Source organism: Dactylosporangium sp. NPDC005572 (assembly GCF_040605515.1).
GTDB lineage: Bacteria > Actinomycetota > Actinomycetes > Mycobacteriales > Micromonosporaceae > Dactylosporangium.
Genome location: NZ_JBEXCY010000103.1, coordinates 25458 through 39778, shown reverse-complemented (window position 1 = coordinate 39778; position 14321 = coordinate 25458). Strand labels below are relative to the sequence as shown.

Genomic DNA, 14321 nt, shown 5'->3' with positions numbered 1-14321 from the left:
GCGGAGGCGGTCCCGGGCGCGGAGGCGGTCCCGGGCGCGGAGGCGGTCCCGGACCCAGCGGCAGCGGCCCCCGGCGCGGCAGCGGCCCCGGGCAAGACAGCGGCGGCCCCCGACGTAGCAGCGGCCCCCGGCGCGGCAGCGGTCCCGGGCGGGACGGCGGCGCACGACGGTGCCGAGCGTTGAGTATGTGGGTCGTTGCCACCGCCGGGCATGTCGACCACGGCAAGTCGACGCTCGTGCGGGCGCTCACCGGGATGGAGCCCGACCGGTGGGCCGAGGAGCGGCGGCGCGGGATGACGATCGACCTCGGGTTCGCCTGGACCATGCTGCCGTCCGGCGCGACCGTCGCGTTCGTCGACGTGCCGGGGCACGAGCGGTTCGTGCCGAACATGCTGGCGGGCGTGGGGCCGGTACCGGCGGCGCTGCTCGTCGTCGCCGCCGACGAAGGGTGGAAGCCGCAGTCGGCCGAGCACCTGGCGGCCCTCGACGCGCTCGGCGTCACGCACGGGCTGCTGGTGGTGACCCGGTCGGACCTCGCCGACCCGGCGAAGGCCACCGCGCAGGCGCGGGCCGAGCTGGCGGGGACCTCGCTCGCCGGGGTCGAGGCGGTCGCGGTGAGCGGCGCGACCGGCGCCGGGATGGACGAGCTGCGGGCGGCCCTCGACCGGCTGGGCGCGGCGCTGCCGGCGCCCGACCTTGAGGCGCCGGTCCGGCTGTGGGTCGACCGCAGCTTCACCATCCGCGGCAGCGGCACGGTGGTGACGGGCACGCTCGGCGCGGGGCGGCTGACCGCCGGGGCCGAGCTGGAGGTGGCGGCGACCGGTCGTCCGGTGCGGATTCGGGGATTGCAGTCGCTGGGTGTACCGGAGTCCACTGTAGACGCCGTCGCCCGGGTCGCGGTGAACCTGCGCGGGGTCGAGCGGGACGCGCTCTCGCGCGGTGACGCGCTGGTGACACCGGGGCGGTTCACGGCGAGCGAGCTGGTCGACGTCCGCGTGCACGGCGATCCGGTGGCGGACCTGCCGCTCACCGTCGTGCTGCACGTGGGTTCGGCGGCGGTACCGGCGCGAGTCCGTCCACTGGGGACGGACACGGCGCGGTTGCGGCTGGACCGGCCGCTGCCGCTGCACGTGGGCGACCGGGCGCTGCTGCGCGATCCCGGGCTGCACCGGGTGTCGGGCCGGGTCACGGTGCTCGACGTCGTGCCGCCGCCGCTGCGCCGCCGGGGTGCCGCCGCGGCCCGGGCGGTCGAGCTGTCCAAGCTGGACGGGCCCGACCTGGCGGGTGAGCTGCGGCGGCGCCGGCTGGCCCGGGCCGGCGAGCTGGTCCGCATGGGTGTGCCGCTCGGCGGGGCCACGCCCGTCGCCGGGGAGTGGCTCGCCGATCCCGCGCACTGGGCGGCGCTCGGCGAGCGGCTGGTGTCCGAAGTGGACGCCTACGCCGCCGCGCACCCCGTGGAGCCGGACGCGCCCGTGGAGGTACTGCGGCAGCGTCTCGGCCTGCCGGACCGCGCGCTGGTCGAGGCGCTGGTGCGGCCGCCGCTCACCGTCCACGACGGGCGGATCGGCACCGGGCGGGGGCTGCCCGAGCGGTTGCTGCGGGCCGTCGACGCGGTGCGGGCCGAGCTGGAGCGCGCGCCGTTCGCCGCGCCCGAGGCCGGGCGGCTGGCCGAGCTGGGGCTCGGGCCGAAGGAGCTCGGGGCGGCGGTGAAGGCGCGGCTGCTGCTGCGCATCGCCGACGGGATCGTGCTGCTGCCGTCCGCCGCGGACGCGGCCGTCGCCGAGCTGGCGCGGCTGCCGCAGCCGTTCACGGTCTCCGCGGCGCGGCAGGCGCTGGGCACCTCGCGGCGGGTCGCGGTACCACTGCTGGAGTTCCTGCATCGGCAGGGCCGCACACGACAGCTCGCGGACGGACAGCACACGACATCGACGTGTTGACATATCGAAGAACTTGAAACAAACTTCACCGTTGAGAGCGCTCTCAGCCCTCGCCCTCGGGTCTGAAAGGGGACCCCCATGAAGTATGTGCTGAGAGCCGGGGCGGTCATGGCCGCGCTCGTCGCGATCAACGCGACGGCGGCCAACGCCGCACCCACCCCCGTGACCGACATCAGCGAAGCACGCGCCGAGACGGTGCTCGGTACCGCGTTCGCCGGTGCCTGGCAGGCCTCCGGCGGCAAGCTCGTCGTGGCCACCACCGACGGTGCCCGCGCCGGCGGCCTGCGCGCGGCCGGCGTCGAGGTCCGCACCGTCAGGCACAGCAAGCAGGACCTGGAGCGGTCCCAGCGGGCGCTCGACGCGAGCGCGGCGAAGGCCGCCAAGTCCATCCACAGCTGGTACGTCGACGTCACCACGAACGCCGTGGTCGTCACCGCCGAGCCGTCCGCCACCGGCTCGGCCGCCGCCTTCGTCGCCGCCAGCGGCGCCGACGCCGCCGCCGTCCGGGTCACCACGAGCGCCGGGGCACCGCGCCCGCTGTACGACATCCGGGGCGGCGACCAGTACGTCATCAACAGTTCGGTGCTCTGCTCGGTCGGCTTCTCCGTCGTGGGCGGCTTCGTCACGGCCGGACACTGCGGCGGCGCCGGCGCGTCGACGGCCGGCTACAACAACGTCGCCCAGGGCACGTTCCGCGGCTCGTCGTTCCCCGGCAACGACTACGCGTGGGTGCAGACGAACGGCTCGTGGACGCCGCAGCCGTGGGTGAACAACTACGCGGGCGGCAACGTCGCCGTCGCCGGCTCGCAGGAGGCCGGGGTCGGCGCCGGGGTGTGCCGGTCGGGCCGCACGACGGGCTGGCGGTGCGGGACGATCCAGGCCAGGAACGTCACGGTGAACTACGCGCAGGGCGCCGTGTACGGCCTGACCCAGACGAACGCCTGCGCCGAGGGCGGCGACTCCGGCGGCGCGTGGCTGTCCGGCAACCAGGCGCAGGGGGTCACCTCCGGCGGCTCGGGCAACTGCAGCACCGGCGGGAACACGTTCTTCCAGCCGGTCAACGAGATCCTCCAGACATACGGCCTGACACTGGTCACGACCGGCGGCGGTGGATCGACGAGCCGCATCATCGGGTACACCGGGCGCTGCATCGACGTGCCGAACTCCAACGGGGTCGACGGGCAGTACCTGCAGATCTGGACCTGCAACGGCACCGCGGCCCAGGCCTGGACGTTCCCGGGCGACGGCACGATCCGCGCGTTCGGCCGGTGCATGGACGTGGCCTGGGGCTCGACCGCGCCCGGCGCGGTGATCCAGCTCGCGAGCTGCAGCGGCAACCCCGCCCAGCAGTTCGTCCTCACGGCCGCCGGCGACCTGGTCAACCCGCAGGCGAACAAGTGCGTGGACGTGAAGGACTGGGCCGGCTACGACGGCGGCCGGCTCATCACGTGGGACTGCCACGGCGGCGCCAACCAGAAGTGGTACCGCGGCTGACTCCCCGCATCTAGAAGAAGCTGAGCCCGACGCAGCCCACCACGAGTGCCAGGGCGATCGCGGCAGCGAGACCCACCGTGATCGCCCCGGGCTGCGCACTCCGGTTCCAGGCGCGCCGCTCACGCCGGGTGAGCGGCGCGACCAGCCGCTCGGCGCCCATGCCCCCGGCCAGCTCCGCCAACAGACGGTCGACCGCCTCCGCGGTCACGCCCGCCTCGCCGAGGCGCTCGACCGCCTCAGGCGGGCCGTGGCGCACCACGGCGGCGGCGAGATGGTGGGTGCCGAGATTCGGCTCACGGCCGAGGAGCGCTATCCGGTACGCCGCCTCCAGCAGCTCGCGGGTCTCCCGGGCGAACCGCACGTCGGTGGGCCCCTTCTCGAACGCCTCCTGGATGCCACCCCGGCGGATCGCCGCGATGTTGCCGCCGGGGCACTGGAGCAGGGCCACGGCCAGGTCGAGCGGAGTCGTCTCGCGCCGGCCGTCCTGCTCGGTGACCATCACCATCAGCACGAACACGTCGCGGGCTTCCTGGGTGACCATCGCGAAGGGCACGCATGTTTGTAGCACCTGCGTGATCACGGACGCGAACGTCCGTGATCACGCTTCGCCGGGCGTCAGGGTGTGGTTGCCAGGGTCTCCATGCCGCGTAAGACGGCCTCGGCGTCCGTCGGGGTCAGGTGGGCCGCGTCCACGTACACCGTCAGCTGGAGCGTGTCCGGGATGTTGTCCACGTGCACGAACAGCGGCTCGAACGACGGGGCGTCCTGGGACGTCACCCAGCGGAACGTCGACTCGCCCGGCGGGCACGGGGCGTCGCGCACCGGGCCGCGGCGGTCGTTGAAGTAGCAGCCCAGCTCCAGCGGCTCGCCCCGCTCGGCCGCCACGCGGTCGACCAGCGCGGCCATGTCGGCGTGGTGGAAGTAGGCGTACTTATACGCGCTCATCGTCACCCGCCGCATCCGGTCGAGCAGCTCGGACACGTCGGCGCCCGCGGCGTGCACCGACAGCAGGCCGGCCTGGGCCAGGGTGCAGACCACGTCGGACAGGCCGGGGCGGAAACGGTTGCTCACCATCGGGCGGATCACCACCGGGTCCACGCCCGTGACGCGGGTGAGGGCGCCGGCATACAGCGACAGCAGCACCGTCGACGAGTCCAGGCCGCTGGCCGCGGCCAGCGACGGCACCGCCCGGGCCAGCGAAGGCGAGGCGAACTCGCCGTGCCAATACCGCGGCCGCACCACCGACGCCGGCGGCGGGAAGCGGCGTGGCTGCACCGAGCGCAGGATGCCCTCCCAATGCCGCTGGGCGGCCGCGTTGTGCCGCTGCCCGGCCGGCGACCGCTGCCACGACGCCTGGGCGAGCGGCTGGAGTCCCGCGACCGGGGTCGCCACGCGGGAGGCCACCTCGGTCATCATGGTCAAGGCACCGGCCGCGTCGGTGACGAAGTGGCTGACGAGCACTGCCATGTGCGTCAGCGTGCCATCCTTGCGTACCACCGCCATGCGCACCGGCCACTCCGCCGTGAAGTCGAGGGGCTCGTCGCGCCAGCGGTCGCAGACGCCCTCGGCGACCTTCTCCGGGTCCTCGTCGCCGGCGTCGACGACGTCGAGGAACGTCTCGCCCTCGGGGTACACCTGCTGGATCGGGGTGCCGTCGGGCTCGAACGACAGTTTGGTGCGCATCGGCTGATAGCGGCTCATGAGGTACCGCAGCTCGCCCGCGATCTCCGCGACCGTGGTCCCCGCGGGCAGGGGCTTGACGCCGCCCAGCGGCAGCCAGGTCCCCTGCTTGACGATCGCGGACCAGTTCTCCAACTGCCCCCAGGACAGCGGCCCGGTCCCGGACCCCTCACCCTCGAAACGCACACGCTCGCGCACAGGCCTTCCCTTCCGTGGTCACGGCATGGTTGTCCGGCAGGGCATCCCCCTGCCGGCCGACCGCGCCCCCGGCACACGGGAAGCGACCTGCGCGGCGTGGCGGGTCGCGGCAGGTCGCCCGGGAAGGCATCGACGTCGGTCCTGAGCCTACGGATGATCGTTCCGCTGTGCCATGAGACGTTGGTACGATGTGCGGCATGACTGCCGGGTCGGCCACGCGCCGTGAGTGGAAGTTGCGCCCGGCCACGGCTTGATCGCCTCGCGGGCCCGCGGCCCGCCCCTCCTTCCCGCGTCCGCATCCTGCGGCGTCTGCCGAGGAAGGAGGTGATCGCATGACCCGCTCTGAAGGATGGGACCAGTTCGCCGCCACGCACCGCGCCGGTGACGTGGTGGACGGGGTGGTGACGCGGCTCGCGCCGTTCGGCGTGTTCCTGTACGTCGGCGGCGACGTGCCGGCACTGCTCGTCACGGACGCCCGACCGGCCGTCGGCTCGACGCTGCCGGTCCGAGTCAAGGAGATCGACCCGGTCAAGCACCGGGTGGCCCTGATCGAGGCGTAATGCTTCGCGGACGTTGGTCGACGTGCCTTACGGTAGGTCGACCAACGTCTGTCTTGCCGCTGCCAGGAGCATGAGCAATGGCAGATCTGATCCAGATCCGGGTGAAGAATTTTCGCGCCTTCCGCGAGGCGGGGTTCGACCTGCCGACTCACGGTCTCGTGCTCGTCACCGGTCAGAACAACGCCGGAAAGAGCGCGCTGCTGTCGGCCCCTCGACGTCGTCGCCGGCCGGACTGACCTGTCGGCGGTCCGGCACGCCGAGGGTGACGGCCCGGCCCACGTGTTGGCCCGGTTCCGGCTGAGCGACCAGGAACGGCGCCGACCTCCTGCAGCAACTGTGGATGGCGTTCGTTGGACGCGGCTGCAACAAGGCCACGGACGGCCTCGAGATCGCGAAGCGCATGAAGGCCCTTGCGGCGCTGGAACAGGCGCTGGAGACCTTCATGCGGGACTGAGCGTGTTTGGTTGATGGTGGCGTGCTGGCCGTGCCGCGCGGGATCCTGAGGCGCGCCGTGCGGGGGTTTGTAGCCGGGCGGTCCTGTGCGGCGGTTTAGGTCTGCCGCCACGCCCGGCGGACCGCCGTCCACGCGCTGGCAGCTGTGATCGTGAAGGGTTGTTGCCCGCCGCGCCGTTGTTCCGGGTGCGCCACGTCGTCATGGTGGGTGATCGCGAAGCGTTGTTGTCGCCAGGGGTGCCAGAAGTCTTCGCGGTCTTGAGGGACGAGGTCCACAAGTCTTCAGGATCATGAATTCGGCAGCGGTCGGGGCCGCCGCGACCCGGTTCCCGGTCGGGCAAACGGCGGAGCAGGGTCACTGCCGAGCGGTTCCTTTGCCGCTACCAATCGGTGTGTCCGGGTAAGCCGGACCTGGCAGCCGATCAGCGCGGTGGGTACGTTCATCGGCCTATCCGTGCGTGACGCGCCGGCGGCGGCAGAGTGGGCGTCGGCGTAGGCCACAGCGTGGACCCTGCCCTGGCCTACCTGCTGCACCGGTCAATCTCGGCGCAGGCTCGCCGCTGGATCGCGAAGTGTCACTGCCGTAGCTGGGGGCGGGACCAGATGGTCAGGGCGCGCAGGAGCCACTCCACCGGGCCGTAGCGGTGCCACCGGAGCCAGGCCGCGCTCGCCACCAGCTGGGCCGCGAACAGGGCCAGCGCGATCGCCGCCACCGCGAGCGGCGGCACCCGGCCGATCAGGCCGAGGCCCAGGCCGGTGAAGACGAGCGCCAGGATCAGGGACTGCAGCAGGTAGTTGGTCAGGGCCATCCGGCCCGCCGGGGCCAGCGCCGTCGCCAGGCGGTGGCCCGCCGAGGTCTGGAACACCGACAGCATCGACGCGGCGTAGGCCGCCGCGAGCAGCGGACCGGTCAGGGTCGAGACCGCCAGGCCGGCCATCGTGGCGATGCCGCCCAGGGCGATTACCGCGGCCGCGCCGGCCAGGCCCAGCGGGTAGCCGATCGCCTGGATCAGCAGCAGGCCGCGGCGGTGGGCGGACGGGTCGGCGAGCAGCCGGCGGCGGCCGACAGCCAGGCCGACCAGGAACATCGCGAGGGCCACCGGGGCCTGGAGGACCACCGTGCCGCCGATGGCCGTGGGCAGCGAGCGCAGGTGTTCGGCGACGACGTCCGCCGGGGAGCCGCCGAGCGCCGCGGTGGTGGCCGCGCCGTCGGCCAGGGCGGCCGGCTCGTCGACCGACGGTACCGCCGCGAACGCCATCGCCGCGAAGAACAGCACCACCAGGCCGACCAGCACGCCCGCCACGATCAGCGCCGTGCGTGGGCGGATGCGGTGCAGGGCGAGCAGGATCAGGCCGAGCACGGCGTAGGTGGTCAGGATGTCGCCGTGGAACAGCAGGACCGCGTGGAGGGCGCCGAGCGCGAACAGGCCGGCGACGCGGCGCAGGAAGCGCGGGCGGAAGGCGGCGCCGGCCCGGTCCGCGGCGTCGATCTGGAGCGTGAAGCTGTACCCGAAGAGGAACGAGAACAGCAGGTAGAACTTCATCTCGAAGACGAACGCCACGACCGTGTGCACCGTGCTGCCGTACGCCGGGTCGGGCACCCGGTGGAACGCGTAGCCGGACGCGAAGTACCAGATGTTGACGATCAGGATGCCGAACAGCGCGAAGCCCCGCAGGGCGTCGACGTCGAGCAGGCGGCGCGTGAGGGTGGGCCGGTCGGCCAGCTGCTGGGTCATGCATCGACGGTAGCCGAGATTTGGGCAAACGCGCAATGCGATCGCCCGAATAAGGCGGACGCCCTGCTAGAGTGTCCGCCATGGGCAACCGGGAGGACCTGCTGGCCGGCGCGAAGCGCTGCCTGCTGGAGAAGGGCTACGCGCAGACGACGGTCCGGGACATCGCCTCGGCCGCCGGCGTGAGCATGGCCGCGATCGGCTACCACTACGGCTCCCGTGAGGCCCTGCTCACCGCCGCGATGTTCGACGCGCTCCAGGACTGGGGTGCCGAGATGGAGCGGCTGCTCGGCTCCGGCGACTACGTCACCGAGTGGCGGCAGATCATCGGCTCGTTCACCACCCACCGCGCGTTGTGGGTCGCCACCATCGAGGCGTTCCTGCAGGCCGAGCGCTCGCCGGAGCTGCGCGCGCAGCTCGCCGCCGGCCAATGGGCGGGGCTGCGCTCATACACGGCGGGGCTCGTCGACGAGGTCACCGAGGAGAGCATCCGCACCGTGGGCGCGATCCAGCTGGCCCTGATCTCCGGCGTCATGGTGCAGTGGATCCTCGACCCGCAGCACGCGCCGCGCGCCGAGGAGGTCGTGGCCGGCCTGCGCGCCCTCGCCGCGATATCCCAGCAGTAGGCAACCGCCCGGCGCCCGCGCTCCGTGTCTAACCACGATGATGGGATTCCTACGGCGCGGCGGCCGGCGCGGGCACGACGAGGACTTCGTCGCGTACTACGCCGCCCGTGCGGGCCATCTGCGCAACACCGCCTATCTGCTGTGCGGCGACTGGCACCTCGCCGAGGACCTCACGCAGACGGCGTTCACCAACCTGTACCGGGCGTGGGGGCGGATCGACCGCCACGACGTCCTCGACCAATATGCCCGCCGCGTCCTGCTCCGCGTGTTCCTCGACGAGCGCCGGCGGCCGTGGCGGCGTGAGCAGCCGACGCTGCCCGGCTCCGCCGAGTTCGAAGCGGTGGCGGTCGACGACCGGCATCTCGAGAACCGTCAGGTGCTCAAGACCGCGCTGCTGCGCGTGCCGAAACGGCGCCGGGCGGTGCTCGTCCTGCGCTTCTGGGCGGACCTGTCGGTGGAGCAGGTGGCCGAGATCCTCGGTTGCAGCACCGGCACCGTGAAGAGCCAGACCTCCCGCGGCCTCGACGACCTGCGCAGCGCGCTCGGCGGGGCCCTCCATGACCTCAAGACGTCCGGAGGACAGCCGTGAATGACGTGAAGTACCTGTGCGAGGTCAGCCTCGACGCACCCGCTCCCCCGCTGCGTGACGCGTCCACCGCGCTTGCGATCGCCCGCCGGGACACGGCTCGCCGCTCCCGGGTGCGGGCGACGGCGGGCCTCGCCGGCGTGGCCGCGCTGGCCGCCGTGGTCACCCCGGTCGCGTTCGGCGGCCCGGCCATCGTGGCCGGCCAGGTGCCGCCGGCGGCGTCGGCGGTACCGTCGGCCGCACCGTCCGCGACGACGGCCGAGACACCGCCGGCGCAGGCCGCCGCCACCGACGACCGTAAGGTCTACGAGCGGCTCGTCGCCGCCCTCCCCGCCGGGTACACCGCCCGCACGCAGTACCCCTTCGCCACGGACACGACCCGGTACCCGATCCGCCTCGACGGCGTCCCCGCCGGCGGGAGCGTCCTCATCGCGATGACGGTGAGCGCCCTGGTCAGCGACGGCACCGGCGAGGGCAAGCTGTGGGCGTACCTCGCCAACGACGGCAACCCCGCGCCGACCGGCGACCTGTGCGCTCCCCCGGCCCTGCAGCCGCTGGACGGCGAGGACTGCGTCGTCCAGACCATCGGCGGGGTGCCGGTGCGGATCACGACGCAGCGCGACGAGGACGGCCGCCCGGTCACCGTGGCCCGCCGCTACCTGCGCGGCGGCTGGTTCGAGGTCATCGCCGAGCAGAAGGTCCAGGTGTACAACGGGGACACCGACCTGCCGCCGGACGCGAAGGCCACCCGCAAGCCGGACAGCAAGACGCCCAAGCCGGCGCTGGCCGCCCCGTTCCTCACTCGCGACCAGGTCGCGGCGCTGGCGGCCGACCCGGCGATGCTGCCGTGACGAACTGAACGATCCGGTCGGCGACGGCATCCACCGGCTGGGTGCCGTCGACGACCAGGTCGGCCAGCTGCCGGCCGTTGGCGACGAAGCGGGCGAACCCGTCCCGGCCGTACTCGAGGTATCCCCGCAGCACGGAGCGCGGATCCTCGGCCTCCAGCGCCCGCCGCGCGATCGCGATGTCGGGCGGCGTGTCCACGTAGACCGTCCACCGGGCCGCCCACCGGATCGGCAGCAGCGCCATCGCGAACACGCCCTCCACGACGAGCATCGGCGCGTCCTGTACCTCGTCGAGCCGGTGCTGCAGCGCGATCAGGTCGACCCCGTGCTGGTCGGCGAAGCCTCCGTCGTCGAGACCGACCACCGCGGCACCGAGCGGACTGGCCACCGAGGCGGCGATGCTGCTCTTGCCGGAGCCGGCCGGCCCCGCGATCACGAGGAGGGGCGGCAGAGCGCGCATCATGATCCCGGACCCTACAGGTTCACCGCACGATGTGGACGCCCGCCGCGTCGTGCGCGCGCAGGACCTTGCCCAGCGCGGTCGCCACCGTCGCCGCCTCGGCGGCGGTCATCCGGCCGGTGAAGTGGCGCTCGATGCCGGCCACGTAGGTGGGCGCGGCCGCCTTGAGCCGGGCCCGGCCCTCGGCCGTCAGCTTCGCGAACGCCGAGCGCTTGTCGTCCGGGTTGGGCTCGCGCTCGACCAGGCCGGCCCGCACGAGCTCGTCGACGACGCGGCTGACCCGGCTGCGGCTCACGACCGCGGCCACGCCGAGGTCGGTCATGGTGAGCCGCCTCCCGGGCGCGGCGTTGAGCTCCAGCAGCACGTCGTACCACGTCAGGGGTAGCCCGTGCGCGGCCTGGAGCTCCTGGTCGAGCAGCGGCACGAGCGCGGCGTGCACCCGCAGCAGTCCCGCCCAGGCGGCCGTGTTGTCCACCGTCACACCGTAGCAGTCTTGTGCGCACGCACGTATCTGGCGCACTATGTGCGTGCGCACGCATCCACTGCTTCGACGGAACGAGGAACCATGACCACGCTGCTGCACATCTCCGCCTCGCCGCGCGGCGAGCGCTCCGAGTCGCTCGCCCTCGCCGGACATTTCCTGGCCGCCTACCGCGAGCTGCACCCGGAGGACACGGTCGTCGAGTGGGACCTGTGGGACGGCTCGCTGCCGGCCTTCGGCCCGCCGGCCGCGGCCGCCAAGATGGACGTGTTCGCCGGGAGGACCCCGAGCGGCGCGGGCGCCGCGGCCTGGACGGCGGCGCGGGAGACCTTCGAGCGGTTCGCCGCGGCGGACAAGTACCTGTTCTCGGTGCCCATGTGGAACGCCGGCGTGCCGTACATCCTCAAGCAGTTCATCGACGTGGTCAGCCAGCCGGGCATGGTCTTCGGCTTCGACCCGGACGCGGGCTACTCGGGCCTGGTGACCGGCCGCAAGGCCGCGGTGATCTACACCAGCGCGGTCTACGGCGAGGGTCGCGGTCCGTCGTTCGGTGCCGACCTCCAGCTCCCGTACCTCGACACCTGGCTGCGCTGGGCCGGCATCGACGACATCACGCCCGTGACGTTCCGCCCCAACCTGGCCACGACCGACGTCGACGCCAAGCGCGACCGCGCGATCGCCGACGCGGTGGAGGCCGCCAAGCGGTTCTAGGTGCCGTGGCCGGACAGGTTCACCGCGTTGTGACGGCCGGGCGGCATCGGCCGAGCCTGCGCGCCGGCAGGTGGGGGCAGGCGTGGGGTCAGAACCAGTGCAGGCAGTGCGGGTGCCGCTCGGCGTGGAAGAGGATGTCGGCGAGGGTGGCCGCGTCCGGGCGGTGGGCGCGGACATGTCCGGCACGGACGAGCGTGCTGGGCGCAGTGCCGCCGAGGTAGATCGAGCCGAGGTCGCTCACGTCCAGGGAGAGGTCGGGGTCCCGATCCGTGGCAACGCAGTCGGCCTTGCCGTCCCGGACGGTCAGCAGGTAGCGGTGGTGCTCGCCGAGGAACGGGTCGTCGACGTCGAGGACGAGTTCGCCGTCCGTGAACCAGCCGCGTGCGGTCAACGCCTGCGGTACGTCCAGGAGCCGCACCCAGAGCCAGTCGGAATCGCTGCTCACCTGGGCGGCACGGAAATCCGCCAGCTGCCAGCGCAGCGGGTGCCCGGGCGGGAGGTGCTTGAACGCGACCTGGGTGACGAGGTCGTGGCTGAGCAGGAACCCGATCAGGGCGGTGGAGACGGCGTCGTCGGTGGCGATGGTCTCGTCGACCGTCAACGTGCCGTCGCTGAGCGAGTAGCTGGCGTACCCGTCCGGGACGCCGGCTACGTCGCGGTGGACGGCGACGTAGCGCGGCGCCTGAGCGATCGGGGGCTGCCCCGCGCCCAGGGCCCACCAGCGGTGCGGCCGGGACAGTGCGCCAGGCTGTGCACGGCGGTACCGGTCGTAGACCTCTTCAAGGATCTCGCCACACTCGGCACGCCGCATCACCTCGACCGAGCTGCTGTTCGAGCCGGCAACCGAGTCGGCCGCCGGGGCGTCTGCCCGTCCGCGCGCCCGCAGTGCGGCGAGGGCGCCCTGGTGGCGCGCCACCGTGATCCGTCCCGTGTAGGTCGCCGGTCCGTAGCCGAACCTGCCGTAGATCGGGGCCTCGGAGGCCAGCAGGACGGCGAGGAACTCCCCGCGTGCCTGCAGTTCGGTGAGCTGGTGCCGCATCATCGCGGTGAGCACGCCCTGGCGTCGGTGCGAGGGCAGGACGCCGACGGCGCTGATTCCGGCGGCCGGGGCGAGGATTCCGCCGGGCAGGGTAAGTTCGAATGAGTATGCGGCGGCGGTCCCGACGGGCCGCCCGTCCGCGGTCACGGCCAGCAGCCCGCGGTCCATCTCGAACGCCGACCACCAGACGCCGCTGCCATCCTCGTTCGGGGTATCCGGGTGGAGCCCGAACGCAGCATGGAGTGTGTTGACGAAGACGTCGAGGTCCTGGTCGGTCGTGGGACGGATGTCCATTGTTGCTGCTGCCTCCCCCTGGGATTCGGGCACCACGACTGGTGGTGTCCGGCCCACAGTGCAACGTTGGCCCTTGGCCGGGTCAAGCGAGTTTCGCAGGGCTCGGGAGCTGGCCAGGTTCAGCGCGGTTTGCGTGATCGGCTGGAGCGGCCAACCCGGCGAACCTTCGCGGTCAGAGCACTAGGTCTGCTGGCGGGCGCGCAGCAGCCGGGTCATCGCCGCGACGCCCGTGCCGATCGCCGACTCGTCCGGGGTGAACCCGGGGTGGTGCGGGATGCCCTCGGGGCCGACACCGAGGTAGAACATGGCCCCGGGCACCCGCTCCAGGAACAGCGCGAAGTCCTCGCCGTTGAACGGGAACATCGCGTGCGACTCCATGACCTGGCCGAGGTACGGCACGGCGGCCCGGCTCAGGCCGGGGTCGCAGACCATCGCCGGGAACGGCGGCGCGGGGAAGTCGGCCGCGCCGCCGAGGGCGCGGATCCGCTCCCGCACCTCGGTGTACCGCTCCGGCGGCCAGGCCCGCACCCAGACCCGCACCCGCCCCGCGTCCTCGGCCTGCGCGTGGGCGACGACGAACGTCTCGAGCGGCCCGCCCGGCGTCAGGAGCGCGGCGACGATCCGCTCGTACTCCTCCGGCGTCTGCGGGTAGGCGACCGTGGACAGCGCCTCGACGGCCGCCGCCACCCGCTCGGGCTCGCCGGTGACGACGGTCCCGGTGTCGAGCCCCGGCAGCCCGGTGCCGGGCATGGTCCCGAACGTCCCGGCCGGCAGCGGCGCGCAGTGCAGGGCGTAGACCTCGTCGGGCACGAGCCGGTCGAGCGCCCCGTCGGCGATCATCGCCCGGGCCCCTTCGAGGCTCTCCTCGGCGGGCTGGAAGTAGAAGACGACCTTCCCCCGGACGTCGGCCGCCTGCGCCAGCGTCCGCGCGATGCCGACCCCGACCGCGGTGTGGACGTCGTGCCCGCAGATGTGCGCCGCCCCGCCCTGCTCATCGGGCACGGCGTCGAGGTCGGCCCGGTACCCGATGACCGGCCCGTCACCGCCGTCGACGACGGCGACGATCCCGTGCCCGCCGACCCCGGTGGTGACGTCGAGCCCGGCCGCGCGCAGCTGCCCGGCCACGAGCCCGGCGGTGCGCCGCTCCTGTCCGGCAAGCTCGGGCGTCCGCTGAATCTCGCGCCGCAACTGCACGCAGTCGTCATCGATCCCCGTCATGAT

The 14321-nt window shown here is 73.1% G+C and carries 16 protein-coding genes; 9 read left to right on the top strand and 7 right to left on the bottom strand.

Going from position 1 to position 14321, the window contains the following annotated elements:
* The 3 genes from ABZS66_RS36465 to ABZS66_RS36455 all read left to right on the top strand — a co-directional run.
* A partial coding sequence (locus ABZS66_RS36465; RefSeq protein WP_354765857.1) for a hypothetical protein occupies positions 1 to 183 on the top strand: 183 nt, incomplete at its 5' end.
* A gap of 2 nt (positions 184 to 185) precedes the next feature.
* Entirely contained in the window at positions 186 to 1937 is a 1752-nt protein-coding gene (gene selB / locus ABZS66_RS36460; protein ID WP_354765861.1) for a selenocysteine-specific translation elongation factor, read from the top strand.
* Between the two features lie 78 nt (positions 1938 to 2015).
* Positions 2016 to 3431 carry a ricin-type beta-trefoil lectin domain protein gene (locus ABZS66_RS36455; RefSeq protein WP_354765855.1) on the top strand — a complete coding sequence of 472 codons (1416 nt, stop codon included), beginning with the start codon at positions 2016 to 2018 and terminating at the stop codon, positions 3429 to 3431.
* Between the two features lie 10 nt (positions 3432 to 3441).
* Here the strand turns inward: ABZS66_RS36455 and ABZS66_RS36450 are convergent, their stop codons facing one another.
* Together ABZS66_RS36450 and ABZS66_RS36445 are read right to left on the bottom strand one after the other, a co-directional pair.
* Positions 3442 to 4011, bottom strand: a complete 570-nt coding sequence (locus tag ABZS66_RS36450) for a hypothetical protein (protein ID WP_354765853.1) — start codon at positions 4009 to 4011, stop codon at positions 3442 to 3444.
* A 35-nt stretch (positions 4012 to 4046) separates the two neighbouring features.
* On the bottom strand, positions 4047 to 5309 hold the full coding sequence (locus ABZS66_RS36445) for a condensation domain-containing protein (protein WP_354765851.1): 1263 nt from the start codon (positions 5307 to 5309) through the stop codon (positions 4047 to 4049).
* Between the two features lie 332 nt (positions 5310 to 5641).
* On the opposite strand from ABZS66_RS36445, the gene ABZS66_RS36440 reads away from it, so the two are divergent.
* Both ABZS66_RS36440 and ABZS66_RS36435 read left to right on the top strand, forming a co-directional pair.
* On the top strand, positions 5642 to 5869 hold the full coding sequence (locus ABZS66_RS36440) for a S1 RNA-binding domain-containing protein (RefSeq protein WP_354765849.1): 228 nt from the start codon (positions 5642 to 5644) through the stop codon (positions 5867 to 5869).
* A 77-nt stretch (positions 5870 to 5946) separates the two neighbouring features.
* A complete protein-coding gene (locus ABZS66_RS36435) occupies positions 5947 to 6105 on the top strand; it encodes an AAA family ATPase (RefSeq protein WP_354765847.1) in 159 nt (52 codons plus the stop codon).
* Positions 6106 to 6897: 792 nt separating this feature from the next.
* Here the strand turns inward: ABZS66_RS36435 and ABZS66_RS36430 are convergent.
* Positions 6898 to 8058 carry a DUF418 domain-containing protein gene (locus ABZS66_RS36430; protein WP_354765845.1) on the bottom strand — a complete coding sequence of 387 codons (1161 nt, stop codon included), beginning with the start codon at positions 8056 to 8058 and terminating at the stop codon, positions 6898 to 6900.
* Between the two features lie 80 nt (positions 8059 to 8138).
* On the opposite strand from ABZS66_RS36430, the gene ABZS66_RS36425 reads away from it, so the two are divergent.
* Genes ABZS66_RS36425 through ABZS66_RS36415 form a run of 3 tightly spaced genes read left to right on the top strand, consistent with a single transcriptional unit; the run spans position 8139 to position 10118 of the window.
* Positions 8139 to 8681, top strand: a complete 543-nt coding sequence (locus tag ABZS66_RS36425) for a TetR family transcriptional regulator (protein ID WP_354765843.1) — start codon at positions 8139 to 8141, stop codon at positions 8679 to 8681.
* Between the two features lie 40 nt (positions 8682 to 8721).
* Positions 8722 to 9270 carry a SigE family RNA polymerase sigma factor gene (locus ABZS66_RS36420; RefSeq protein WP_354765841.1) on the top strand — a complete coding sequence of 183 codons (549 nt, stop codon included), beginning with the start codon at positions 8722 to 8724 and terminating at the stop codon, positions 9268 to 9270.
* Positions 9267 to 10118, top strand: coding sequence for a hypothetical protein (locus ABZS66_RS36415; protein WP_354765839.1), 852 nt, complete (start codon positions 9267 to 9269; stop codon positions 10116 to 10118). Before ABZS66_RS36420 ends, ABZS66_RS36415 begins: the two co-directional genes overlap by 4 nt.
* Here ABZS66_RS36415 and ABZS66_RS36410 read toward each other — a convergent pair.
* Both ABZS66_RS36410 and ABZS66_RS36405 read right to left on the bottom strand, forming a co-directional pair.
* A complete protein-coding gene (locus ABZS66_RS36410) occupies positions 10066 to 10578 on the bottom strand; it encodes a hypothetical protein (protein WP_354765837.1) in 513 nt (170 codons plus the stop codon). The genes ABZS66_RS36415 and ABZS66_RS36410 overlap by 53 nt on opposite strands.
* A 19-nt stretch (positions 10579 to 10597) precedes the next feature.
* Positions 10598 to 11050, bottom strand: coding sequence for a MarR family transcriptional regulator (locus tag ABZS66_RS36405; protein ID WP_354765835.1), 453 nt, complete (start codon positions 11048 to 11050; stop codon positions 10598 to 10600).
* A gap of 90 nt (positions 11051 to 11140) precedes the next feature.
* Here ABZS66_RS36405 and ABZS66_RS36400 point away from each other — a divergent pair, with 90 nt between their 5' ends.
* Positions 11141 to 11767, top strand: coding sequence for an NAD(P)H-dependent oxidoreductase (locus tag ABZS66_RS36400; protein WP_354765833.1), 627 nt, complete (start codon positions 11141 to 11143; stop codon positions 11765 to 11767).
* Positions 11768 to 11855: 88 nt separating this feature from the next.
* Here the strand turns inward: ABZS66_RS36400 and ABZS66_RS36395 are convergent, their stop codons facing one another.
* A complete protein-coding gene (locus ABZS66_RS36395) occupies positions 11856 to 13100 on the bottom strand; it encodes a GNAT family N-acetyltransferase (protein ID WP_354765831.1) in 1245 nt (414 codons plus the stop codon).
* A gap of 180 nt (positions 13101 to 13280) precedes the next feature.
* The gene (locus tag ABZS66_RS36390; RefSeq protein WP_354765829.1) at positions 13281 to 14318 is read right to left on the bottom strand and encodes a M20/M25/M40 family metallo-hydrolase; all 1038 of its coding nucleotides are present in this window, start codon (positions 14316 to 14318) and stop codon (positions 13281 to 13283) included.
* Between the last annotated feature and the right edge of the window lie 3 nt (positions 14319 to 14321).